We start from the raw sequence: 23,461 nt of genomic DNA, 5'->3' as shown, positions 1-23,461 counted from the left end.
AGCCGCCAGTGAGGTGCTGGCGGCTGCGCGGAGTAAACTTGTGGGAACGGGTCAGGAAGACGCCGTTGCTACGCGGTGCTGGATGGACGACTTCTTGCGGGCGGCGCTGTTACGGTGGATAACGCCCTTCGCCGCGGCGCGGTCGATTGCCGAAAGCGCGGCCGGCACCGCCGCCTTGATCTTTTCCGCGTCCTGGGATTCGATCGCGGTGAGCGCGCCCTTGATCATCGTGCGCATCCGCGAGCGCACCGCCATGTTTCGCTGGCGGGCCTTTTCGTTCGTGAGAATTCGTTTCTTCTGGGACTTGATATTGGCCATTGGGGTAAAGACTCTCGCTGAATTTGTTGGCTTGCAAAATGCACAGAGCCGGAAGTATAGCAAACGGTCAGGGCCGGATCAAGGACAAAAATGTCGTTTGAATCGTCCGGGCGCCGCGTTCGCCTCGGCCCCGCCCGTTTGTTAGAATGCATGTGACGCCGCCCGGCGCAACCTCCGTCCAAATCACATCAATCCCCCGGAATCAGGAGCACCGTAACCATGTCCGAGACCGAAATCGTTGACAGCTGGATACGGATCGCGGAACTGGTCCAGGACGCCAACCGCGAATCCCTGCACGAATATCTGGACACCCTGTCGCCCGGTGAAATCGCGCGCGCGCTTTCCCGATTGCCCGAGCAGACGCGCACCGATCTGTTTGTGCTGCTAGGACCCGAAGCCTCCGCCGACCTGATCGAGGGCCTTTCCGATACCCAGGGTTCCGACCTGATCGAAGTGCTGGAGGCCGCGGTGGCGGCGGCAATTGTCGATGAACTCGAAAGCCAGCACCGCGCCGACATTCTCGGGGAGATGGACGAGGAGGACGCCGAGGCCATCCTTCAGGCCATGGACCCGGAGGAGGCGCTCGACGCGCGGAGCCTGCTCCGTTACGACGAAGAGGCCGCCGGCGGCATCATGGTCACCGAGTTCGTGCTCTACCGCGCGGACACCCCGGTCTGGAAGGTGCTGGAGGATCTCCGCGCCAATGCGGAAACCTACAGCGACTATGGCGTTCAATATGTTTACGTTGAAAGTGAGCGCGGGACCCTGATCGGGGTCGTGCGGCTGCGGGATCTTGTGCTTTCGGCGGGCGAAAAGCGCCTCCGGGACATCATGATAGGGAATCCGCTCTACGTGCTGGCCGATACCGCGCTGGAGGAGGTTGTTCAGTTTTTCGACCGTTACCCCTTCTATAGCGTCCCCGTGACCGACGAGAGCCAGCGCATGGTGGGCGTGGTCCGGCGGGCGCACGTCGAAGAGGCGGTGGGGGAGGGGCACGAGCGGAACTTGCTCCGATTCGGCGGCATCATCGGCGGCGAGGAGCTCCGCAGCATGCCCGCGCGCGAGCGGGTGTCCCGGCGCCTGGTGTGGGTCGGGGTGAATCTACCGTTGAGCATGCTTGCCGCCACGACGCTGCCGTTTTTCGAGGCGACCATCCTGGGGCTGCCAGCCATTCTGTTCTTCATTCCGATCATCGGCAATCTTTGCGGGTGCAGCGGCAACCAGGCCGTGGCCGTCAGCATACGCGAGCTGGCCCTGGGGCTCATCAAGCCCGAGGACGGCTGGCGCGTCATCGGTAAGGAGCTACAGGTGGGCCTCGTCAATGGCGCCGTGCTTGCCCTGGCGATAACCTGTGTCGCCCTGGGCATGGACTACGTACGCGGCTATCAGGCGCCCATCGTCGCTCTCCTTATTGGCCTGGCCTTTCTGATAAATACCGTCAACGCGGTGTGCCTCGGCGGCATCGTCCCGCTCGCGCTCCGGCGCCTCAAGCTCGACCCCGCGCTGGGCGCCCCGCCGATTCTCACCACGCTCACGGACATGTGCGGCTTCTTCATCCTGCTTACCCTCGCCACGCTCGCGATTCGCGGCGGCTTCGTCGGGACCGCACTGCCGTGAACTCCGCACCGACACCCGCCGCCCTGCTTCTGGCGCGGGAACGCCTCCGGGCCGCGGTGGAGGCGGGCCGGGACGCCTTATTTGAGGATAGTGATGCCGCCGCACAAGCCGCGCTCCTGCGCGATCTCCTCGGCGGCGGCGCTGAGCGGATTGGGCTGTTTATCGCGGCGGATTTGGCCGGCCCGCTGGCGCTGCGCGTCCGGGATGATGGCCGTATCCCCACTATCCTCGTCCCGCCGGACATGTCCGAAGCCGCGCGGCGCGAGCTGGGCGTCGCCCTGAAGCAGAAGACGTTGCAATTAATCGCCGTCACGCCGGATCGGCTGTCTCAGCCGCGTTTTATCCAGTTCGTGCGCGCGCAATCGCTGGCCTTCGTCGCGGTTGGCGCCGCCCAGCGCCTGCTCCCCGACAATGCCGCCTACCATGCCCCCTACGAATCCCTGCGGGCGTTGCGAGCCCTCTTTCCGGACACGCCCGTACTCGCGCTTGCCGATATGCCTCTCACGCCCGAAGAGCGCCGCGACCTGGTTTCGGCGCTGGGCCTCAGACTGGAGGAGAACGCGGCGCCGCAGCCCGATTCCGAGCCAGCCCCGGAACCGCCCGCACGATGGGCCCCGCCGCCCCCGGCGCTCCCCGAATCACCACGGAAGCCGGCCCCGGAGACGCCCGCCGCCCCCTCCGGCCCGACCGTCGCCACTCCGCATGTGCACGAAACCACGGCGCCTGAACCGCCCGCGGCGCCCACTCGATCCGCGCCCGTGCCGCCGCAAACCTCGGCGATTTCCGAAGAGTTGCGCGCGGTCTTCCCGCTTTTTGACGCGGGGAAGACCCTCGCCGAGGTCGCCGGGGCGGCGTCCCGCCCGGAAGCCTGGGCCTGCGAGGCCCTGGCGGCCTACATTGCCCATACCCGGCGCCCGCATCCCTTCCCATGGATCAGCAAGCCCGATTACCTCCGGGTTTCCATGGCCGCGGGACAGGCGGAGACCGTGGATCCGCGCCTGATCCGGTCCGTACTCGGCCGTGAAGTCGACCCCGGCATTATCCATGTCGTCCTGGCGGCCCTCCGAAACCGCCAGTCTCCGAACCCGCCCGGATCGCGCTAAGTAGGCACTTTTCTTGATTTTATGCGCGCCAGACTGCTAGAGTCACGGCCCGCTTTCGCGGTGAGCGCAGGGCATCCATAGAGGAATTACCAGATGATTCAAGAAGCACTCGCGCGTGTCGTGCGCCGTGAAAACCTCAGCCGGGAAGACGCCGCCGCCGTGATGCGGGAGCTGATGGGCGGCGAAGCCCCCCCGAGCCTGGTTGGCGCGTTTCTCACGGCCCTGTCCATGAAGGGGGAGTCGGTCGAGGAGATCACGGGCATGGCCGAGGTCATGCGCGAGCTCGCCACGCCTATCCCGGCGACCGCGCGCCCGCTCGTGGACACCTGCGGCACGGGCGGCGACCACGCGGGGACTTTCAATATCTCCACCGCAGCCGCCTTTGTTGTGGCTGGCGCCGGGGTCGCCGTCGCCAAGCACGGCAACCGGAGCGCCAGCAGCCTCTGCGGCAGCGCCGATGTGCTGGAGAGCCTGGGGGTCAACATCGAGATTGCCCCGGACAAAGTGGCGGAGTCGATTGATACGATCGGTATCGGATTCCTCTTTGCGCGGGCGCTGCACACCGCCATGCGCCACGTTGGCCCGATTCGCGCCGACCTGAAGCTGCGCACCGTTTTCAACGTGCTCGGTCCGCTGACCAATCCCGCCCGCGCGGACGGACAGGTCATGGGGGCCTACGACCAGTCGCTGATCCCATTTCTCGCGGAAGTGCTGATCAATCTCGGCAGCCGCCATGTCTTCGTGGTGGCCGGCGCCGATGGGCTCGATGAGTTGACCCTCACGGGCCCCAGCCTCGTGGCGGAAGGCACGTTCGAGGGCGTGAAGACCTACGAAGTAACCCCCGAGCAATTGGGCCTTGCCGCCGCGCCGCCGGAATCGCTCAAGGGCGGTGACGCCGCCACAAACGCGGCCATTTTGCGCGATATCCTGGCGGGCGAACGCGGCCCCCGGCGCGATATCGTCGTGCTGAACGCCGCGCCCGCCCTGGTGGCGGGAGGCGCCGCGGCCACCCTGGAAGAAGGCGTTCAGTGCGCGCAGGCGGCCATCGATTCCGGGGTCGCCCTGAATAAACTGGAAGAATTGATTCGCAAATCCCATGATTCTTGATCCCATACTGGAAAACAAGCGCTTGGAAGTCGCCGCGCGGAAAGCCGCCGTCCCGCTGCGCGATCTTGAAGAGCGCATCGGGATGAACCGCCCGCCGCGCGATTTCCGCGCCGCCCTCCGCCAGGAGGGCATCAGCCTGATCGCGGAGATCAAGCGCGCGTCCCCCTCGAAAGGCGATATCCTGCCCGGTGTCGACGCCGTGGAAATCGGCGCCCTGTACGAGCAGTGCGGGGCCCGCGCCATTTCCGTGCTCACCGATGACAAGTTCTTCAAGGGGAAGCTCGAAGACCTGACCAATGTACACCGCCACGTGCGCGTGCCCTGCCTCCGCAAGGAATTCATCGTCGACGAGTACCAGGTGTATGAAGCGCGCGCCGCGGAAGCCGACGCGATCCTGCTCATCGTCCGATGCCTCGACGACGCGGAGATCAAGGCCTTCTACAGGCTCGCCCGCTCCCTCGAAATGGAGGTGCTTGTCGAAACCCACACGGCGGGCGAAATCGAGCGCGCGCTCGAAGCCGGTGCGCATATTATCGGTATCAACAACCGCGACCTCGACACCCTCGAAGTGAACGTCAACCGCAGTATCGAGCTGAAGAAGCTCGTCCCGGGCGGCAATGTTCTCGTGAGCGAAAGCGGCATTTACACCCGCGCGCAGGTGCAGCAACTCGAAGATGGCGGCGTCGACGCCATCCTGGTGGGCGAATCCCTGCTGACGAGCAACGACATCCGCGCGAAAATGCAGGAGTTGCTCGGTCATGGTGAAGGTTAAAATCTGCGGCATCACCAACCTGGACGACGCCCTCGCCGCCTGTGACGCGGGCGCGGACGCGCTCGGGTTTGTGCTCGCGCCGGAAGCGAAAAAACGCAATCGCTACATCGAACGCGACGCCGCACTGGAGATCATCGCCCAGTTGCCGCCCTTCGTAAAGACCGTCGCGGTGACCGTGAACGAATCCATGATGGCGCTGGCCGGGCTGCTGACCTACTTTGACTGCGTGCAGCTGCACGGGGAAGAGCCCCCGGAAGAGTGCCCGCCGGCCCATGTGACCATTAAGGCCTTTCGCCCGGGGCCCGGCTTCTCGCTCAGCGACATGACGCAATACGACGCGCGGGCCTACCTGCTCGACGCCTGGTCGGCCCAGGGCCGCGGCGGCACGGGCGAAACCGGCGACTGGGAGTTCGCCCGGCTCGCCGTGGGCACGGGCAAGCCGATCATCCTGGCCGGCGGGCTGACGCCCGATAACGTGGCCGAGGCCGTGCGCGCCGTGCGGCCCTATGCCGTCGATACTTCAGGCGGGGTGGAAGCAGCCCCGGGAAAGAAAGATCATGACCGAATTCGCGCATTCATCCACAACGCAAAAACATCCCTGGCCTGACGCCCGCGGCCGTTACGGGGAGTTCGGCGGGCGCTTCGTCCCCGAAACGCTCATGTACGCGCTCGACGAGCTGGAGCAGGCCTACAACGCCGCGAAAGACGACCCGGCCTTCACCGCCGAGCTCGAAGATCTGCGCAAACACTTCATCGGCCGCGAAACGCCGCTTTACTACGCCAAACGCCTTACGGAACAACTCGGCGGCGCGAAAATCTATTTTAAACGCGAGGATCTGGCCCACACCGGAGCCCACAAGATTAACAACGCCCTGGGGCAATGCCTCCTCGCGCGCCGGATGGGCAAATCCCGCATTATCGCCGAAACCGGCGCCGGACAGCACGGTGTGGCCACCGCCACCGCCTGCGCCCTGCTGGGCCTGAAGTGCATCGTCTACATGGGCGCCGAGGACATCGAGCGCCAGAAGCTGAACGTCTTCCGCATGCGCCTGCTCGGCAGCGAAGTCGTCTCGGTCAAGTCTGGCAGCAAGACCCTGAAGGACGCCATCAACGAAGCGATGCGCGACTGGGTAACCAACGTGGGGGATACCCATTACGTGCTGGGAACTGTCCACGGCCCACACCCCTTCCCCATGATCTGCCGCGACTTCCAGAGCGTCATCGGCAGGGAAGCGCGCCGCCAGATCCTCGAGATGGAAGGACGCCTCCCCGACGCCCTCGTCGCCTGCGTCGGCGGCGGAAGCAACGCCATCGGGCTCTTCTACGACTTTATCGGCGATGAAAACGTCGCCATGATCGGCGTCGAAGCCGGAGGGCGCGCCATCGTGCCCGGCGAGCACGCCGCGCGCTTCGACGGCGGCCACTTCGGCATGCTCCACGGGGCCGTCAGTTATGTCCTGCAGGATGAGGACGGCCAAATCGGTTCGACCCACAGCGTCTCCGCGGGCCTGGACTACGCCAGCGTTGGCCCGGAGCACGCCTTCCTCTTCAAGAGCGGGCGCGTGAAGTATACCCACGCAAGCGACGAGGAGGCCCTGGACGCCTTCCAGGCGTGCAGCAAGCTGGAGGGCATTATTCCCGCCCTCGAAAGCTCACACGCCATCGCCCACGCCATCAAGGCCGTCCCCGGCATGCCGAAAGACCATATCGTGATTATCAACCTGTCCGGGCGCGGCGACAAAGATGTCACGCAGGCCGCCCGCCTTATCATGCCCGACGAGGAGATCTAGCGTTGAACCGCATCGACAAACGCTTCGAGGAACTTAAGGCCGCGGGTAAGACCGCGTTCATTCCCTACATTACCGCGGGCGATCCCACCCTCGATCAGACGGAGCGCATCGTGTACGCCATCGAGGCCGCCGGCGCCGACATCATTGAGTTCGGCGTGCCCTTCTCCGACCCCATCGGCGACGGCCCCGTCAACCAGGAGGCCGCCCTGCGCGCCCTTAAGAACCACGTCACCCTGCACGATGTCATCGCCCTGGTTCGCCGCATTCGCGAGAAGTCCCAGGTCGCGATCATGCTCTTCACCTACTACAACCCCGTCCTCGCCTATGGCATCGAGGCCTTTGCCCGGGACGCCGCCGACGCCGGGGTGGATGGCGTGCTCTGTGTAGACTTGCCCCCCGAGGAGGCCGGCGAGTACAAGGCCGCCCTCGACGCCAGCGACCTGCGCACCATCTTCCTCCTCTCGCCCACGAGCACCGAGGCCCGCATCCAGCTCATCGCGAAGCAGTCCTCGGGATTCATCTACTACGTCTCCCGCCTCGGCGTCACCGGCGAACAGGCCGATCTCGCCGCCGACCTGGAGCAGGCCGTCGCCAACGTCCAGCGCCACACCGACACCCCCGTCGCCGTCGGTTTCGGCATCTCCACGCCCGACCAGGCCCGAAAAGTCGCCGGCATGGCCCGCGGCGTCGTCGTCGGCAGCGCCATCGTCCGCATGATCGGCCAGCTCGGCGACGCGCCCGAAACCGCCGAAAAAGTCGGCGCCTTCGTAAAGACCCTCGCCGACGCCACGAAAGGGTAGGGGGGGACTGACAACCGCGACAGGACCCACCCCGGCCGCGCAAGCGCCGCGATCACCCCGGAATCGCGGGCGCCTGCTCCGAAAAAAAGCGCCTCAGCATCACCACAACTGCCTCATACAAACCAGATTACAGTTTCTCAAACAATGAAGCGGCAAAGGCTGGGAGCGCAGGCGTCCCCGCCTGCCAGGCGGCGAAGCCGCCGTCCATTTTCATCCTTAGCGGGTGACGCAACGCGTCATAAGCGGCTGCTCCGAGATTTCAAAGCAAGCCACGGGCGCCATCCTCCTGCGGCGGATCTCCGACGTTCAAGCTCCGCGGCTCCGCCGCGAAGGCTTGAGCGTGCGTGACTGCAGAATTGCGCCAACAGTCAGCGGCCGTGTTTCATCCTTTATCGGTGGCGCAGCGCGCCATCAGCCCCTGTGCCCCCAAGATTGGCCTACCCCCCAACAGACTGATAAATCACAGGCCGATACGAAGGCGCGGGAATCGGCTTTCCTTCCGCCCGCGCCGCATCCAGCCACAGCGACTTTGCACGTTGCACCTCGCGCAACGCCTCCTCCGCCGTTGCGCCGAACGCTGAACAGCATTCCAGGTCGGGAAGATCGGCGATGTAGCCCCCGTCCTCCTCCGAGTAGAATATATTGATGTGGTAATCACGCATCAGTCGGACTCCAATGGACGTTCAACGGCCACCTCCACCAGAAAATCCACCCGCCACGTTCGATTCTACACCATCCGCCCGCTTCAGCCCCACGCCCGCCGCCCTCACGCCCCGCTTGGCGAAATCCGTCCGCCGTGCTACAATGAGCCCTGCGAACAGTCGGGGGATTGTTCGCTAGAAGGGGGATGCCACGATGCATCGACGCACGGTATCCATTATGCTCTCGCTGTCCACCCTCGGAACCGGACTCGCCATGGCCGAAAGCCTCGACCGCCCGCGCGAGCAATTCGCGGACCCGCCGCGCGAGTTCGCCTCCGGCCCGCTCTGGGTCTGGAACGACGACCTCACCGAGGAACAGATCGTCGCCACGCTCCACGATCTGGCGACCCAGAAGGTCAAACAGGCCTTCGTGCACCCGCGGCCCGGCCTCATGACCACCTACCTCTCGGACGACTGGTTCCGGCTCTGGAAAAAGTCCCTCGAAACCGCCGAAGAACTGGATATGAATATCTGGATCTACGACGAGAACTCCTATCCATCGGGGTTCGCGGGCGGTTACGTGCCCGAGGCCATGCCCGAATCGCGCGGGCAGGGCCTGCGCATGGAGTCGGCGTCTTCGCCGCCCGCCTGGTCCGACGATATCCTTGACGTCCACGACACCGCCGGCGACGCGTGCGTCCGCGTCACGGATCAGGTCAAGAACGGCGCGTCGCTGCCCGAAGGCGCCTATACCACCGTCCGCATTGAGCTGGCGAAGGAATCGCCCTGGTACGGCGGCTGGTGGTACGTCGATCTCCTGCGCCCCGGCGTCACCGAGAAGTTCCTCGAAATCACCATGGGCGCCTACGAGCGCGAGCTCGGCCAGCACTTTGGCAAGCGCCTCCCCGGCGTCTTCACGGACGAGCCGCACCTCCGCCCCGCCGGCCAGTTCCACTGGACGCCCGATCTCCCCGAGGTCTTCCAGCGGCGCTGGGGCTACGACCTGCGCGAACACCTGGCCAGCCTTTCGCAGCCTGTCGGCGACTGGAAGCGCGTCCGCCACAACTACTACCACACGCTGAACGACCTCTTCGTCGAGCGCTGGGCCCGGCCCGTGTTCGAATACTGCGAGGCCAGGGGGCTCGATTTTACCGGCCACTACTGGGAACACGAGTGGCCCAATTGCACCACCGTGCCGGACAACATGGCCATGTACGCATGGCACCAGCGCCCGGCCATCGACACGCTCTTCAACCAGTACAGCGAGGATGTGCGCGCCCAGTTTGGAAACACCCGGGCGGTGATCGAGCTCGCCAGCGTGGCGAACCAGCTCGGCAGGAAACGAACCCTCTGCGAGGCCTATGGCGGCGCGGGCTGGGAAACCCGCCTCGAAGACATGAAGCGTATCGGCGACTGGCTCTACGTCCTCGGCGTCAACACCATGAACGAGCACCTGTCGCGGATCTCCATGCGCGGCGCGCGGAAGGCGGATTACCCGCCATCCTTCTCCTACCACAGCCCCTGGTGGGAGGCGTACCACGTCCCGGCGGCCTACTTCACGCGCCTCTCGGCGGCGCTGTCGAGCGGGCGGCAGGTCAATGAGATTCTGATCATCCAACCCACCACCACCGCCTGGATGTACCAGGGCGAACCCGCGGACCCGCGCAAGGCCCTGGGTGACGCGTTTCAGGCGCTCGTGGTGGATCTGGCGCAGGCCCAGGTGGAGTTCGACATCGGCTCGGAAGACATCATCGAGGATCACGGCAAGATCGAGGGCGGGCGTTTCGTCGTGGGTGAACGTTCCTATTCCGCCGTCGTGCTGCCGCCGCTCCTGGAGAACCTCAACAGCCCCACCGTGGCGCTCCTTTCGGAGTATGTCCGGCAGGGAGGCCTCGTGTACGCCTGTATGGATCCCAACACGACCCGGGCCGACGGCGCCCCCATGAACTGGGGCCAGAAACTCGCCAACGAGGCATCCTGGCAGTTCGCAGCGCCGGATGCGCTTCGCGAGGCCCTTCAAGTTCGCACCGCCGCGACCGGTATGGCCGTCCACCGCGAGGCCAATGACGAGGGCATCCTCTACCACCACCGCCGCCGCTTCGACGACGGCGAGTTGCTCTTCCTGGTGAACACCAGCCTCACGCATCCGTCGCGCGGCCGGATCGCCCACACCGGCAAGCCCGTGTACCGCTGGGATCCGGAGACCGGCGCGATCACCCCGCACGCCAGCGGCGTGGGGGAGATCCCCTTCGAGCTGCCGCCCGCCGGCAGCCTCCTGCTGGAGTGGCGCGATGGCGCCCCGGCGATTGATCCCGACCCTGAACCGGCGCCGGGCGAACCCATCGCGCCGTCCGGTCCCACGGAAGTCCACCGGGACGTTCCCAACGTGCTGGTCCTCGATTTCCTCGACGTCACGGCGGGCGGCGAGACCCTGGAGAAGGTCTACTACCACCGCGCCGCGGAGTTCGCCTTCCAGAAGCACGGCCTGGATCACAACCCCTGGGATCACGCCGTACAATTCAAGGACAACCTGGTCAGCCAGACCTTCCCCGAGGAAAGCGGTTTCACCGCGACCTACCGCTTCACCGTTCAGGGCGCGCCGGTTGAATCCCTCAGCGCCGTGGTGGAGCGGCCGGACCTCTTCACGATCACCTGCAACGGCCAGCCCGTCGCCGCCACGCCCGGGCTCTGGTGGTTCGACCGGTCCTTCGGCATTCTGGATATCAGCCAGGCCGTCCGGGAAGGCGAAAACACGCTGACACTGGTGGCTCGCCCCTTCACGATGTTCCACGAGATCGCCGCAATCTATATTATCGGCAACTTCGCGCTCGAAGCCGCGGATGCCGGCTTCCAGATCGCGGCCGCGAAACCCCTGAGCCTCGCCCCCTGGAACCAGCAGGGCATGCCCTTCCTCGGCTGCGCGGTCGAATACACCCAGACCTACACACTCGAAACGCCGGCCGACGCCTACCGCGTCTCCCTGCCCAACTGGTACGGAAGCGTCGCCGAAGTTCGCGTGAATGACCAGCACGCCGGCTACATCTGGCGGCAGCCGTGGCGGCTCGATCTTGCGGGCAAGATGCAACCCGGCGCCAATCGCGTCACCGTCCGTGTCATCGGAACCCCGCGCAACAGCATGGGGCCAAACCACGGCAACCACGCCCCGGGACTCGCGGGCCCCGGCCACTTCCGCACCGCCCCCGATACCGGACCACCACCCGGATCGGAATACGAATCCCTGGCCTACGGGCTGTTTGCGCCCTTTGAGATGCGCCCCCTGTCCCGTTAGCGCCGCGTACAACCCCCGTGGAGGAACCCTCATGAACCGCCGAAACTTCCTCAAGCATCTGGGCGTGGCCACCACCGTCGCTGGCGCGGGTGTTTCCGTAAACGCCACCGGCGCCAACGAACGCGTCATCATCGGCTTCATGGGCTGCGGCGGCCGCGGCCAGTTTCTTCTGGAGGAGTTCGCCCGGCGCGACGATGTCGAAGTTCGGTGGCTGACCGACTGCGACGCCAACCGCCTCGCCGGGGCCGCCAAGAAGCTGGAGGAAATCACCGGAAAGTCCGCGAAAACCTCGCAGGACTTCCGGCACATGCTCGACGACCCGGAAGTGGATGGCATCGTGGGCGCCCTGCCCGACCACTGGCACGCCCTGGCCACCGTCCTCGCGTGCCAGGCCGGCAAGGACATGTACATCGAGAAGCCCACGGCCCATAGCATCTGGGAGAGCCAGAAGATGATCGAGGCCGCCCGCAAGTACGATCGCGTGGTCCAGGTCGGCGCCCAAAACCGCAGCAACGAATACGCCTACGCCGCCTTCGAATACATTCGCTCCGCCGAGTTCGGCGATGTCCACTTCGTGCGCGTCCTCAACAGCAAACAGCGCGGCAGTATCGGCCGCCCGGAGGACAGTGAAGTCCCGGAAGGCGTCGACTACGACATGTGGCTCGGGCCCGCGCCCATGCGCCCCTTCAACAAGGCCCACTTCCATTATCACTGGCACTGGCTCTGGGAATACTCCGGCGGCGATATCATCAACGACGGCGTACACCAGATTGACGTCGCCCGCTGGATGATCGATCGCGACTACCCGCGGTCCGTCTCATCCGCCGGCGGCCTGTTCCACTTCGACGACGCCCAGGAGGCCCCCGACACCCACAGCGTCATCTGGAACTACGACGGGCTGACCATGGTCTTCGAGCAGTGCAACTGGGCCCCCTATATGCAGAAAACCGCCCTCAGCGTGCGCGATACGGACACCTTGCCCACGTGGCCCTTCTCCGGAACGCGCATCGAAATCTACGGCACGAAGCAGATGATGTATTTCAGCCGCCACGGCGGCGGGTGGCAGTGTTTTGATGCCGACGGCAACTCCGCGAAGATCCATCACGGCCGCTTCAGCGCCTCCAACACCGCACACATCGCAAACTTCATCGATTGCATCCGGTCGCGCCAGCGACCGACCGCGGATATCGAAATTCTGCACAAGTCCACCCTGCTCTGCATGTACGGCAACGCCGCCTACCGAAGCGGACAGACCCTGACCATCAATCCGGAAACCGAAGTTTTCAACGAAGACGCCGGAAACCAGTACGTCAAGCGCACCTACCGCGAACCCTGGGCCGTCCCGGAGGTGGTGTAGCGCGGAGACTGCCTTCCTGTTCGCCACAACCCGGCGCCGCTGAACACGGGCGGGAGGCCCGCCTCCGGCGCGTCATGGACCTGTGCCACTTTCTTTTCAAGGTGGTTCTGGTGGGGAGGGAAGGTGAATTTTTAGAGGTGGGTTCACGTTGCCGCGGACAGGCCGAAGGTCCGCCGTGGCGGAAATGCCCGCGAGCGCACTTGAATTTGCCCTCCGGCAGGCGCACACTGGTGTTAGTCTCCGGGGGATCCCCGGGGGCGGCTGGGGATCCACGGAGGGCTTGGCATGGTTCGGATATTGGGAACGGGGCTTGTGTTGGCGATGGCGATGGGCTTTTGTTCGGGGGCGTTCGCATCGTGGCTGCCGGTCAGCAATGTCCGGACTTGGAGCGAACCCACGGAACTCGGGGGACCGAAAGTTATCATCGAGTACGATCTCGATGTGGAAGACCTCAGCGAAAGCGCGCCTGCGTGGGTCTTTCTCCGGGCGCGCGCCGCGGAAGGGAAAGCGTGGCGGCTGCTCAATGCGGAGCGCCTGGAGGGGATCGGCGCGGGCGTCGTCGCTACGGGTGGGCGGAAGCAGGTGATCTGGTGGGGCGCCGACCAGACGGACACCCTCGATCCAGGCACGGTGGAGGTGCGCGTCCGCGCATTGCGGCTGGTGCGCGTGCCGGGGGGGACCTTCAGCCTGAAGAGTCTGCCCGGCGCCGGGCGCGATCAATCCGGCCGCTCCGCGCCGTCCTCCGATCTTCCGGAATACTACATTGCGCGCGATGAAACGACCGTATCCATGTACGCAGACTACCTGAACGAGCGTGCGGATGGCGTGGGCTACCACGAGCGGATGGCCAACGAGGAACGCTCCGGCCTCCTCCGTGATGAAGACGGCGCATACACGGTGCTGCCCGGCAGAGAAGACTATCCCGTCAGCTATGTGTCGTGGTATGACGCGCTGTCGTTTTTGCGGTGGAGCGGGCTGCGTCTCCCCACCGAGGCCGAATGGGAGAAGGCGTACCGTGGCGGGCACTATCTGGATGGCGACGACACGAAGGCGATACCGAACCCGAATCCCGAGCGCGCGTTCCCCTGGGGCGACGAGGCGCCGAATGCGGATGGGGTTTTCCGGTGCAACCACGACGGCGCCGACGATGGCTTTGCGAGTCTGGCGCCGGTGGGCAGTTTCGCGGAGTACAGCAGCCCTTACGGCGCGCGGGACATGGCGGGGAACGTGAATGAGTGGACGCTCGATTGGTACACGACGCCGTACCACGCGGGGCTCGACGGCTACCGGGTGGTGCGCGGCGGATCGTGGCTGGATATGCCGGAGGGCTGCGACGCGGTTTCGGGGGCGACCCTGCTGCCGATGAAGGAAGGCCCCACCATGGGAATGCGAGGTTTGTACGCGCCCCCCGCCCGCTGACGCGGCGCCGGAGGGCCGTCTTAAAGGAGGTATGACAATGAGTATGATGAAGCGCAGGAGTTTTCTGAAGGGATCGCTGGGCGCCGCGGCCGGCATCGCGGCGCTGCACGCGGGCGCGGGCGCGCAGGCGAGTGAGAAGGTGATCGCCGGCGTGATGGGCCTCGGCGGGCGGGGCCGGTCCCTGCTGACGAGCCTGGTGAAGCTGGACGATGTCCACATCAAGTATATCTGCGATGCGGACACGCGGACGGCGGGCGCGGCGGCGGAGATTGTGATTGAAGGGCACGACTACCGTCCCGAATTCGTGCAGGACTTCCGGAAAATGCTCGACGATCCGGAAGTGGACGCGATCGTGGTGGCGACATCGGACCGGTGGCACGCGCTGGCGACGATCATGGCGTGCCAGGCCGGCAAAGACGTCTATGTGGAGAAGCCGCACTCCATGAGCATCTGGGACGGCCAGCAGATGATCGCGGCGGGCCGGAAGTATGAGCGGTTGATCCAGGTGGGCATGCAGACCCGCAGCGGCCCGTATCTTCATACGGCCCTCGACTACATCAACAGCGGGAAACTGGGCGATATCATGCTTGCGCGGGTCTACCTGATGCAGGCGGGGGGCCCGAACATGCCCGCGCCGGAGCAGCCGGTTCCCGAGGGGCTGGATTACGACCTGTGGTGCGGCCCGTCGCCGATGCTGCCGTATCGCCCGGGGCGCTGGTTCCAGAACTACTGGGATTTCTACAACGGCGAGCTTACGGGCGACCTGATCCACCAGGTGGACCTTGCGCGGCTGCTTATTGGCAAGAAGGCGCCGAACAGCGTCTTCAGCGCGGGCGGCGTCTACCGCTTCAACGATGGCCGCGAGCAGCCGGACACCCAATTCACTACGCTGGAATTTGACAAGGCCACGATGATGATCGAGGGCGGGTTCTGGTGCCCCTACAACCACCGCATCGTCTCGCTTCCCGACAAAACCAAGTTTCCCGACTGGCAGTTCAGCGCGACGAAGATCGAAGTTCTGGGCACCGAAGGGATCATGTTCTTCGGACGCCACGGCGGCGGCTGGGAAGTGTATGAGGGCGACGCGAAGGCGCACGCCTCCAAGCCGGTGGCCTCGGACATCTCCCAGTATAAGTGGGATGAAATGACCCCGGTGCACTTCGCCCACTTCTTCCAGTGCATCCGCGAACGGAAGGCGCCGAACGCCGATGTGGCCGACAGCCATCTTTCAATGAACCTGTGCCACCTGGCGAACCTCTCCAACCGCCTGGGCAACCAGAAGCTGAACTGGGACGCGGCGAACGAGCGTTTCATCGACAACGACGACGCGAACAAGCTCCTGCGGGCGAACTATCGCGAGCCGTGGGTGATTCCCGAGACCGTGTGATTGGCGTTTCCACCACCAGGACGCCGGGCGATAGCTATCGGCTATTGTCCGGCGTCTTTTTTCGGCGGCGTTCGATTCCACACGGCGAGTTTTGGTTTCCCGCTGTTGCCGAAGTCCCCGTGGAAGTCCAGCCAGCCCCCGGCCGCGGACGGATCCGGCGGGAGGGTGATTCGGAGCGGTAGCGATGTTGATTGTCCCGGATCAAGCTGCACGTCCCACGCTAGTGGGGCCGCCTCCCAGCCCGGCGGCGCGTTATTCAATTGTACGGTACCGGCAGCCGGCTGGTCGCCGAGGTTGTAGGCGGTAATCGTTGCGTCCACGGTCGTTGAGGGCGCGAATTCGTAGGCTGCCTCGGGACTCCAGCCGATCATGCGCTGGACGGGCGGATGATCGGGCGCGCTGAACTGGAGCACGATTGGGCTGGCGCCGCCCTCGCGCAGATTTGTCCGGGGTGTTTCGCTCAACGCGAGCTTATGCGATTCCCCTTCTGGGAGCACAAGAAACATTGCGACCGGGCTGAGTTCGGAGGGTGGTTTCGCCTCAAGCGGACGGCCCAGATAGTCATACGCGGCCTCTACGCGGAGCGGATCGACGATGGGCCAGGGCGCGCGCGTCTTGCCGCGTTCCGGCCAGTCCCCGGGGCGCTCCGCCCAGGCGACGAGGACATCACGCGCTTCGCCTCCGGGTTTCGCTCGAAACGCGTAGAGGTGCACATTCGGATCGCCCGGCACGACATAGCGCCCGAGACAAGTCGCGCCCGCAAGTAGTCGTCCCAGGGCCGCCAGCGCCACGTAGGACGGCCGCGGCGTAAGATCTTCGCGGAGCAGCCCGAATTGCGTGCGGCCATCGCCCTCCGTGTAGGGGCCGAGGATAAAGTGGAAATGGCGCGCGGCGCCGTTGTAGAGGCTGCGCACATATGATTGCGCGATGAATTCGGCCTTGCGGCGGTCGTTTTCGGGCGTGAAGTCTGCGATCGGCGAATCGGGGTCCGCGGTCATGCCACGATCCGCCTCGGTAACCCAGATGGGCCGCCCGCTCGCCGCGTCGCGCGCGTGGATCCAGAGGTCCTCGAAGGATTCCGGCCAGTCATAGGAATGAATGCTGTAGATGTCGTAGTAGGGCCAGGTTTCGTTGCGGAGGATCACCTCGGTCTGACTCTTTATGTTCACGCCGCCGAGGGGATTCCAGCAGACAGTAACATCGGGGTCGCCGGCCTTGAAGCCGAGCCAGGCCGCTTTCTGGAGGCTGCACAACTCGTCCATCGTGAGGCCGCCGAAATTGGCCGCGTTTCCCTCGTTCCACGGCTCCCAGGCCTGTACCCGGCCCTGGAAGCGCTCGGCCAGTCCCTGGCAGAAGCGGTATAGCTTCGCCAGGTCGAGTTGCGGGCGATGTGGATCTGTTCCGGGCAGCAGCGCCCACTGCGGACGCGTGTGGAAGACTTGCAGAATCCGAAGATCCTCGGCTGATTGGATGACGGCGCTGTCATCATACTTCGTGTGGTCCAGAAAGGGGCCATCCTCCGGTTGGATTTCGCGCCAGTGGATGCGATCCCGCACCCAGCGAACGCCCGCAAGCCGCGCAAGTCTCGCGTAGCGCGCCCAGTCGCCCTGATCCTTTGCGCCCAGCCACGACAGCGCGATATCCACCGCAATGGGAGTATCCTCCGGCGGGGGAGTGGTCAAGGGCTCGAGGACCGCGGCGGTGGTGTGTGCGAGTACGGAATTGTCATGGGCCAGGAACTCCACGCGGTACCAACCGACGGGCAACGGGCCGAAATCGGCGCGCGCGTTCGCGATCGCTACACGACCAAACTCTTCCAGACGTTCGTCGAGTGCGCGAGCCCGCGTCGATATCCCGGCGGCGTCGTCCGGCACGGCAACGCGGACGGTGTCGCCCTGAATGAAAACGTGGGATTCCGTTTCCGAACGGGTAGCGGCCGCGGGAACTCCGATAGCGAGAATCAGGATGAGGCAGCGGATGGATGTGCTTCCTGGAAACATAGACTTCTCTCCTGTGCGGCCTGTTACGCGCGAAACATGAAATGGGCGACCACCGCGCTGGCGATCGACCAGGCGAAGAGGATTCCCACTGCTATATAGAACGAGCGGGTGCTGCGCTGGCTTACGATGTAGGCAATGGTAGCCGCGGCGCCGGTAAGGCTCCAGATAGCGATAGCGAACACGTATTCGTTTGGATAGCGGATGAATACGCCCGGCACGAAAGCGGGCAATCCCGGGAAGAAGCGCAGCCAGTAGATGCGGTAGTCGTTCCAGGGGTAGTCCATCGTGAAATACCAGAGCTGCGGCGCATACAGGGCGATGGCGATGGCGCCTATGGCCCCGCTCCGCCGTGTGGGCTTCCGATTCTCCGCGGGCTCGCGGGCTTCCCGCGCATCACTCATGGCGTGTATCATCCGCCAGCACAAACAGAATGTTGGGCTGTTTCGCACTGGCTGTGAAGGCGATGATAAGCGCTGCAAGTATGGTGAGAGCTAGAATCTTCACGGCTGTACCTCATATTTTCCGGGACATTCTTGTGCTTCAGCCATCATACCGCAAATAGATGTCTGATTCCCGCCGGGGGCCATGAACAACCCAAGCGCACCGCCTACACCCCGCCCGGGGCAATCGCGTTTATACTTTCTGACGGAACCGAGCGCCATACGAACCACCTGAAATGTTAGAAAGGGCGCGTGTTGGAGCGCGGGCATTTCGCCTGCGGCGAATCCCTAACCTTGCCGGCAGAGATGCCGGCGCTCCAGCTTGCTCACTTTCCTTGATTCAAGGCGCCCAATCAACTCAAGCTTACGCCCATACGCCGCGATCGGGTTTAAATGCGATTGCCCCGCCAGCCCTGAATGAAACGGCGCAGCGCGGTGTACAATAGAAGCGGGAGCACAATCCCGAACGCGAGGCGCGGTTTTCCCGATGGCGGAGGACTTCGCATGAACAGCCCTGTGACCGTGATTCTGCTGGCGCTCCCGGCCTTTGCCTGGGCGGCGCTGCAGGTGCTGTATTTCTGGCCGCGCCTGCCGGACCGTATCGCCAGCCATTTCGATTTCCGCCTGGAGCCGGACGCCACCATGCGGAAGGGGACCTTCATGGGGCTTTACGCGGTCATGATGGTGGGTACCGGCGCCCTGACGCTCGTGTTCACCCCGTTCCTGTTGCCGGCGCTCTATTTGATGCCGGCCGTCTTCCATTTCGTGTTTGACTTCAGCGCGCGCCCGGGACAGACCCATCTGAGCCTGTGGTTCTGGGCGATCCTGGCGGTCTTTCTTTTTGCTACGATCTACCTGACTTCGTTCCTCCAGGGGCCGGGATCATGAGCGGAGCGCGGTTTCAGCCGAACGTAAAGGGCCGGTTCAATTCCAGCACACGCTCCGCCGCATCGTACCACCCTACAGGCTGGTATTGGTCCGTGTGCAGGTAGCACTGGACGCGCACGCGGGTGCTGCCTTCGGTAAAGGTGAGGAGGCGGCTCATGGGGACCGTGTGGCGTCCGACGTGGTGTTTCGTGAGGGCGGACACATTGGCGAAGTGGACGCCCCATTTCTGTTCGATGTGGGAGCGCCCGTTGATGCGCTCGTCCGGGCCGAGGTGGGAGTGTCCGCCCAACCAGAGGCCGATGGCGCCCGGGTGCTCGGCAAGGTAGCGCTCGAAGGCCTGCGCATCGGGCTGATCGTCGAGCCAGTAGAGGTAGGATGCGCCCATCGGCCCGCCTTCGGGGTAGTAGCCGTGGATATTGGATTTCCAGTTGCCCGCTTCGTCCTTCACGAAGCCCTCCCAGGGGCCCGAGGCCACGGTGGTCTCCTTGAGCATGTGGTGGTGGGCGGAGACGATGATCGCGTCGGGATTGGCCTCGACCTGCGCCTTCCACCAGGCAAAGGTTTCGGAGGTCACGGCGCCGGCCGGGTAGCCCCCGCGCTCTCCGCGGCCGACAGGCGGCCCCACGTCATTGCGATCGCTCATCATGAGAAAGAGCAGGTTGCCCACGCGAAACGCGTAGCGCTCCCACGTCCCCTCGACCGCGTAGGGGCGTTTTTCCGGATCCACCCCGGAGTGGGCGGTATGTTCGCCTGTGGGGTCGATCCATTTTCGAAACCACCACTGGGTCTCCTCATGCGCGAAGGTGGCGTCGTGGTTGCCCGCGAGCCCGTAGATCTGTTCGCGCCGGTGATCCCGCAGGGCGCCGAACTGGCGCACCACTTCCTCGCCCTCCTCGTCCTGTGGCGCGCCCTGGTTCCCCGAGAAATCGCCCAGGCATACCGCAATGTCCCACGCAAAACCGGGCCCCGGGCCGCGTCCCTCGCTCTGGGCGATGGCCTCCGCCAGGCTTTCCCGGTTGTGTTTCAGGTCGGTTCCGACGTGCGGGTCCGACATGGCCCACAGGCGAAACTGGCGCGGCGCCGGTTCTTCCGCGATTCCCCGGGGCGAAGTGAGCGCGCCAAAGGCCAGCGCCCCGGCGGCGGTACGCGCGAAATCGCGGCGGGTGAGGGTGTCGGCCGGGCGGCGCATGCGGTGGATATCGTCGGGCATGATGGATTCCTGTCGGTCGAACGGCTTCGCTTCGCCCCTGCAGCATGGCCCTGTAGCCCGGCGAATTCAACATCGGTATGCGCCGGACCTCAACCCGGGTCCAACGAATTTCACCGAAGCCATGCAGCACGGATTCGTTGCTGCAGTGCAATCGCATTCAAACTTACTGTCGGAGCCCTGCGCCATACGAACTACCTGGAATGCAAAAAAGGATGCGTGTTGGAGCGCTGGCATTTCGCCTACGGCGAATCCCTGACCTTGCCAGAGATGCCGGCGCTCCAACAGGCTCGCGTTCATTGATCCAAGGCGCCAAATCAATTCAAGCTTACGCCCAAACGCCATGATCGGGTCTAAATGCGATTGCCCTGTTCGGCACTGGCAATACGCGGCGGGAAGGTATAGGATATAGCGAGGACGGGTGGCGCGTTGGTATCGCCGGGGCCGTCCCGCGAAGCGCCTCCCGCGCGGGCCTCGTTGTTCTTTGGGGGATTTCGAGGCCCGATACGACCCATGGATCCAGGAGGTCCCACCATGCGTATGCTTACCCTTGCCATATTCGCGCTCGCCGTCCTCGTTTTCGCACCCGGGAACACCCCGCCAGGGGAGTCCGGTGAGATCATCGACCTGTTTAACGGGGAAAACCTGGACGGCTGGTCGCATGTTCTGGTGGATGATGCGGTGGCCAGGGAGGACGTGTGGTCCGTAAAGGACGGGGTCCTGATCTGCACAGGGACGCCGATGGGCTACCTCCACACCGACGCTTCGTACCAGGATTTCCGGCTGACGCTTGACTGGCGATGGGCGCCGGGCCAGGAACCGGGCAACAGCGGCGTGCTGCTGCGCATCAACGGAGAAGCCGTGTCTTTCCTTCCGCAGTGCGTAGAGGCGCAGTTGCGGCACGGAAGCGCCGGGGACATCTGGGCTTTCTACGGCGCCGCCGTCACCGGCGACGAAGCGCGTTCCACCGCCGTGGTGGGGCACGATCCGCTGGGCGACTTCAAGGGCGTCCGCAAGACTGAGGACGCGGAAAACGCGCCCGGCGAATGGAACCACTACGAAATCGTGGTGCGCGGCCCGTCGATGGAACTGTCCGTGAACGGCAAACGCGTCAACGAGGCTCAAGGGCTTGACGTGCGCTCCGGCCCGATTGGTCTGCAATCCGAGGGTGGAGAAATCCACTTCCGGAATATCCGGCTGGAGAAGCTGTAAACGAGATTTGCGCGGGGAGGTCTCCGCGCCCTGCAAATGCGCCGCCCAGAGCCGGCGTGGCGGTCGAATTCCGCTGGGGGGCGGACCTTTGGGAATATTGTGCTATGCATCAGGTCAGGCATTAGACTCGGTTTCGCGTTATACTTGGTTCATCCGGTTTGAGCGTACGGGACAATTCACAGGCGTTTCTCCGTGCCCGATTTATCCGGAACCGTCAATGTATGCCGGTAAGAGCCTCTGTTGGCGAAATCGATTCCTCTGGTCTTTCGGCCCGAAGGGCCAGTGCAGCTCCCAGCCCTGGGCAGCGCCCAGGGAACACGGGGACACCACCTTCCACGCCCTGAAAGGGCAGCGCAGTGGTGAGCCAGCCCAGCGTTTCTGAAATTCGACTGCGCTGCCCTTTCAGGGCGTATAAGAAACACACCACTCAAACCCCGGGCGTTGCCCGGGGCTGAAAACTGCATTGGCCCTTCGGGCCGAAAGCGTGCGCTGGCATCCAGTTCTGCTGCCGAATATACCGTCTGCGCTACAGACCAGGCCCAAGGAATCTTGTATTCGCATATAGCATCGCCGCCCGGAAAAGAGAACCGAGCAAACTACTCCTATTTGCCGCCATCGTTGCCGATGTACCTTCAAACCGGATGAGCCTTATACTTTAGCCGTCTGAAGTAAGGCGTTCGCCGATACGAAATGCTTTAGTCACACTGGATGTATTCGTCATTCCCGCGAAGGCGGGAATCCAGAGGGTTTGCGAGGTTAACGTTGCATAGTCTCTGGATCTCCACTTTCGTGGAGATGACGGTTTTCGATCACCGTTAGTCGCCACCGTTACATGCGACGAGGGCGACTACTTCAGACGGCTAAAGAATTACGGTTTCGCCAACAAAACTTGCCTCGCGGCGAGCCACGGCTTTCCCAGTGCGCGGTCCTATACCGGATTCAATGTACGTGTTTCAGCAATCGTCCCGGAAGAACCGCGCAGCGCGCGGCATTGGGCCGTTCGCGATCCACAGCCCTCAGGAAGTGGTACATTATGAAGAGTGAAGCAAAGCCCTTCGATTGCATAGAAATGATGGATCGGGGATCCCTGCGTATCTACGAAGAGACCAGGGACATGAAGGTGGAGAGGAAATTGGCCTGCTGGCGCCGCTCGGCAGACAGAGGCCTTGCAAGCGCTTAAGCAGGCGCCCGAAAAGCGCCCGACCGGGCATTGATGGGCATTGGCTTGCCACCGCCTTTACTGCGGGAGCTTGCTCCCATGCCCGACAGCACCACCCGCCGCCGCGAGCAAGCTCGCTGGGGGAGAGCGCAAGCTTGTGCAGTCCAATGCAGAACCCTTTACTACACGGTATCTGATTACGAGGGGTGCGTTTTTCTCTGGATTTTTCCGATTGGTTATGGGCCCAAGGCAAACGTTATCATCAAGACGTGTTTCGGAATTTTCGGTATACCGGCCCTTCCGTTGCGAAAAAGCGTGGTGGTTATTGGAGGCATTCATGAAAGCACAGGCGGTCTACTGCGTAGCGTTGATTTTTATTGCTGGGTGTGGTCGGGAGCAGCGTGAGCCCCCTGCCGGGTCTGATGCATTGTCTCTCCACGTAGTCGAAGGTGTCGGTCAAATTGAAGCCGGTACTATGGAGCCTCGCAACGTTGCGGAAGATAGCGCTCCGAGCCCGGTTGAAAGGACGTTGCTTCCAACGAAGGTCAAGCTGTTTTACAAAGACTACGAAGCCGACCCGGAACTGCGAAACTATGAGGCGAACGCCTTCGTATTGGCCGATCTGCCACCTTCGAAATTTCCCCTGCGGGACACGTTGAACCTCCTTCACGCCGAAGTCATCGGGGAGGCGGGACAGACCGAGAGTCCGACTGCCCGGGAATACCAAAGCAAGCGTTTCCGGCTTGTCGATGTAAAACTGGACGGGAACAGGGCGCTCCTGACCTTCGAAGACCCCGCCTTTTTTACCAGTGGAGGTTCTGCGCGGGTTCTTCCGATGCGGGACCGGTATGTGAAAACCGCGTTGCAGTTTCGCGAGGTTGCGACCGTTGAGATACAGCCAGTGGATGTGTTTCAACCGTAGGGGAGATTCTGTCAAGCTCTCGGGTGCCGAAAG

The 23,461-nt window shown here is 64.0% G+C and carries 19 protein-coding genes; 14 read left to right on the top strand and 5 right to left on the bottom strand.

The features are described from left to right. Positions 1–51 precede the first annotated feature (51 nt). Positions 52–318: a 30S ribosomal protein S20 gene (gene rpsT / locus KF886_09100; protein ID MBX3177505.1), complete on the bottom strand. Its 267-nt coding sequence runs from the start codon at positions 316–318 to the stop codon at positions 52–54. 219 nt (positions 319–537) lie between these two features. On the opposite strand from rpsT, the gene mgtE reads away from it, so the two are divergent. The 7 genes from mgtE (at position 538) to trpA (ending at position 7,507) form a co-directional block, all read left to right on the top strand. After that, positions 538–1,935, top strand: a complete 1,398-nt coding sequence (gene mgtE / locus KF886_09095) for a magnesium transporter (protein MBX3177504.1) — start codon at positions 538–540, stop codon at positions 1,933–1,935. Continuing rightward, positions 1,932–3,038 (top strand): hypothetical protein, encoded by a 1,107-nt coding sequence (locus KF886_09090; GenBank protein MBX3177503.1) that lies wholly within the window; start codon positions 1,932–1,934, stop codon positions 3,036–3,038. The genes mgtE and KF886_09090 overlap by 4 nt, the downstream gene beginning before the upstream one ends. A 93-nt stretch (positions 3,039–3,131) precedes the next feature. Next, positions 3,132–4,145: an anthranilate phosphoribosyltransferase gene (gene trpD, locus KF886_09085; GenBank protein ID MBX3177502.1), complete on the top strand. Its 1,014-nt coding sequence runs from the start codon at positions 3,132–3,134 to the stop codon at positions 4,143–4,145. Next, the gene (trpC, locus tag KF886_09080; protein MBX3177501.1) at positions 4,135–4,917 is read left to right on the top strand and encodes an indole-3-glycerol phosphate synthase TrpC; all 783 of its coding nucleotides are present in this window, start codon (positions 4,135–4,137) and stop codon (positions 4,915–4,917) included. Before trpD ends, trpC begins: the two co-directional genes overlap by 11 nt. Continuing rightward, complete coding sequence (locus tag KF886_09075; GenBank protein MBX3177500.1) at positions 4,904–5,524, top strand: phosphoribosylanthranilate isomerase; 621 nt, start codon at positions 4,904–4,906, stop codon at positions 5,522–5,524. Before trpC ends, KF886_09075 begins: the two co-directional genes overlap by 14 nt. Beyond that, positions 5,475–6,707, top strand: coding sequence for a tryptophan synthase subunit beta (trpB, locus tag KF886_09070; protein MBX3177499.1), 1,233 nt, complete (start codon positions 5,475–5,477; stop codon positions 6,705–6,707). Before KF886_09075 ends, trpB begins: the two co-directional genes overlap by 50 nt. Positions 6,708–6,709: 2 nt before the next feature. Beyond that, complete coding sequence (trpA, locus tag KF886_09065; GenBank protein ID MBX3177498.1) at positions 6,710–7,507, top strand: tryptophan synthase subunit alpha; 798 nt, start codon at positions 6,710–6,712, stop codon at positions 7,505–7,507. 437 nt (positions 7,508–7,944) lie between these two features. On the opposite strand, the gene KF886_09060 is transcribed toward trpA, so the two are convergent. After that, entirely contained in the window at positions 7,945–8,169 is a 225-nt protein-coding gene (locus KF886_09060) for a type II toxin-antitoxin system HicB family antitoxin (protein ID MBX3177497.1), read from the bottom strand. Between the two features lie 193 nt (positions 8,170–8,362). Here KF886_09060 and KF886_09055 point away from each other — a divergent pair, with 193 nt between their 5' ends. The 4 genes from KF886_09055 (at position 8,363) to KF886_09040 (ending at position 15,600) form a co-directional block, all read left to right on the top strand. Next, positions 8,363–11,437: a hypothetical protein gene (locus KF886_09055; GenBank protein ID MBX3177496.1), complete on the top strand. Its 3,075-nt coding sequence runs from the start codon at positions 8,363–8,365 to the stop codon at positions 11,435–11,437. Between the two features lie 31 nt (positions 11,438–11,468). Then, positions 11,469–12,794 (top strand): Gfo/Idh/MocA family oxidoreductase, encoded by a 1,326-nt coding sequence (locus KF886_09050; GenBank protein MBX3177495.1) that lies wholly within the window; start codon positions 11,469–11,471, stop codon positions 12,792–12,794. Between the two features lie 285 nt (positions 12,795–13,079). Then, entirely contained in the window at positions 13,080–14,213 is a 1,134-nt protein-coding gene (locus KF886_09045; protein MBX3177494.1) for an SUMF1/EgtB/PvdO family nonheme iron enzyme, read from the top strand. Between the two features lie 37 nt (positions 14,214–14,250). Next, complete coding sequence (locus KF886_09040; GenBank protein MBX3177493.1) at positions 14,251–15,600, top strand: Gfo/Idh/MocA family oxidoreductase; 1,350 nt, start codon at positions 14,251–14,253, stop codon at positions 15,598–15,600. Between the two features lie 41 nt (positions 15,601–15,641). Here KF886_09040 and KF886_09035 read toward each other — a convergent pair whose 3' ends face one another. Together KF886_09035 and KF886_09030 are read right to left on the bottom strand one after the other, a co-directional pair. After that, entirely contained in the window at positions 15,642–17,600 is a 1,959-nt protein-coding gene (locus KF886_09035) for a hypothetical protein (GenBank protein ID MBX3177492.1), read from the bottom strand. A gap of 23 nt (positions 17,601–17,623) precedes the next feature. Next, complete coding sequence (locus KF886_09030) at positions 17,624–18,001, bottom strand: hypothetical protein (GenBank protein ID MBX3177491.1); 378 nt, start codon at positions 17,999–18,001, stop codon at positions 17,624–17,626. A 543-nt stretch (positions 18,002–18,544) separates the two neighbouring features. Between KF886_09030 and KF886_09025 the strand changes: the two genes are divergently transcribed. Continuing rightward, positions 18,545–18,928 (top strand): DUF1648 domain-containing protein, encoded by a 384-nt coding sequence (locus tag KF886_09025; protein ID MBX3177490.1) that lies wholly within the window; start codon positions 18,545–18,547, stop codon positions 18,926–18,928. Between the two features lie 13 nt (positions 18,929–18,941). On the opposite strand, the gene KF886_09020 is transcribed toward KF886_09025, so the two are convergent. Continuing rightward, positions 18,942–19,982 carry a hypothetical protein gene (locus KF886_09020; protein ID MBX3177489.1) on the bottom strand — a complete coding sequence of 347 codons (1,041 nt, stop codon included), beginning with the start codon at positions 19,980–19,982 and terminating at the stop codon, positions 18,942–18,944. Between the two features lie 687 nt (positions 19,983–20,669). Here KF886_09020 and KF886_09015 point away from each other — a divergent pair. Both KF886_09015 and KF886_09010 read left to right on the top strand, forming a co-directional pair. Next, a complete protein-coding gene (locus KF886_09015; protein ID MBX3177488.1) occupies positions 20,670–21,347 on the top strand; it encodes a DUF1080 domain-containing protein in 678 nt (225 codons plus the stop codon). A 1,496-nt stretch (positions 21,348–22,843) separates the two neighbouring features. Then, positions 22,844–23,428: a hypothetical protein gene (locus KF886_09010; GenBank protein MBX3177487.1), complete on the top strand. Its 585-nt coding sequence runs from the start codon at positions 22,844–22,846 to the stop codon at positions 23,426–23,428. Positions 23,429–23,461 lie beyond the last annotated feature (33 nt).

Source organism: Candidatus Hydrogenedentota bacterium (assembly GCA_019637335.1).
Lineage (GTDB): Bacteria > Hydrogenedentota > Hydrogenedentia > Hydrogenedentales > JAEUWI01 > JAEUWI01.
Note: the sequence above shows the minus strand (reverse complement) of the source record. Positions and strands in the feature narration are given on the sequence as shown.

Excerpts from the sequence above, each read along its gene's own strand:
- KF886_09025 (MBX3177490.1), top strand. The coding sequence starts at position 18,545 with ATGAACAGCCCTGTGACCGTGATTCTGCTGGCGCTCCCGGCCTTTGCC.
- KF886_09045 (MBX3177494.1), top strand. The coding sequence starts at position 13,080 with ATGGTTCGGATATTGGGAACGGGGCTTGTGTTGGCGATGGCGATGGGC.
- KF886_09015 (MBX3177488.1), top strand. The coding sequence starts at position 20,670 with ATGCGTATGCTTACCCTTGCCATATTCGCGCTCGCCGTCCTCGTTTTC.
- KF886_09035 (MBX3177492.1), bottom strand. The coding sequence starts at position 17,600 with ATGTTTCCAGGAAGCACATCCATCCGCTGCCTCATCCTGATTCTCGCT.
- KF886_09060 (MBX3177497.1), bottom strand. The coding sequence starts at position 8,169 with ATGCGTGATTACCACATCAATATATTCTACTCGGAGGAGGACGGGGGC.
- rpsT (MBX3177505.1), bottom strand. The coding sequence starts at position 318 with ATGGCCAATATCAAGTCCCAGAAGAAACGAATTCTCACGAACGAAAAG.
- KF886_09075 (MBX3177500.1), top strand. The coding sequence starts at position 4,904 with ATGGTGAAGGTTAAAATCTGCGGCATCACCAACCTGGACGACGCCCTC.
- trpC (MBX3177501.1), top strand. The coding sequence starts at position 4,135 with ATGATTCTTGATCCCATACTGGAAAACAAGCGCTTGGAAGTCGCCGCG.
- KF886_09050 (MBX3177495.1), top strand. The coding sequence starts at position 11,469 with ATGAACCGCCGAAACTTCCTCAAGCATCTGGGCGTGGCCACCACCGTC.
- trpB (MBX3177499.1), top strand. The coding sequence starts at position 5,475 with ATGACCGAATTCGCGCATTCATCCACAACGCAAAAACATCCCTGGCCT.
- KF886_09020 (MBX3177489.1), bottom strand. The coding sequence starts at position 19,982 with ATGTCGGACCCGCACGTCGGAACCGACCTGAAACACAACCGGGAAAGC.
- KF886_09040 (MBX3177493.1), top strand. The coding sequence starts at position 14,251 with ATGAGTATGATGAAGCGCAGGAGTTTTCTGAAGGGATCGCTGGGCGCC.
- KF886_09010 (MBX3177487.1), top strand. The coding sequence starts at position 22,844 with ATGAAAGCACAGGCGGTCTACTGCGTAGCGTTGATTTTTATTGCTGGG.
- trpD (MBX3177502.1), top strand. The coding sequence starts at position 3,132 with ATGATTCAAGAAGCACTCGCGCGTGTCGTGCGCCGTGAAAACCTCAGC.
- KF886_09030 (MBX3177491.1), bottom strand. The coding sequence starts at position 18,001 with ATGAGTGATGCGCGGGAAGCCCGCGAGCCCGCGGAGAATCGGAAGCCC.
- KF886_09055 (MBX3177496.1), top strand. The coding sequence starts at position 8,363 with ATGCATCGACGCACGGTATCCATTATGCTCTCGCTGTCCACCCTCGGA.
- mgtE (MBX3177504.1), top strand. The coding sequence starts at position 538 with ATGTCCGAGACCGAAATCGTTGACAGCTGGATACGGATCGCGGAACTG.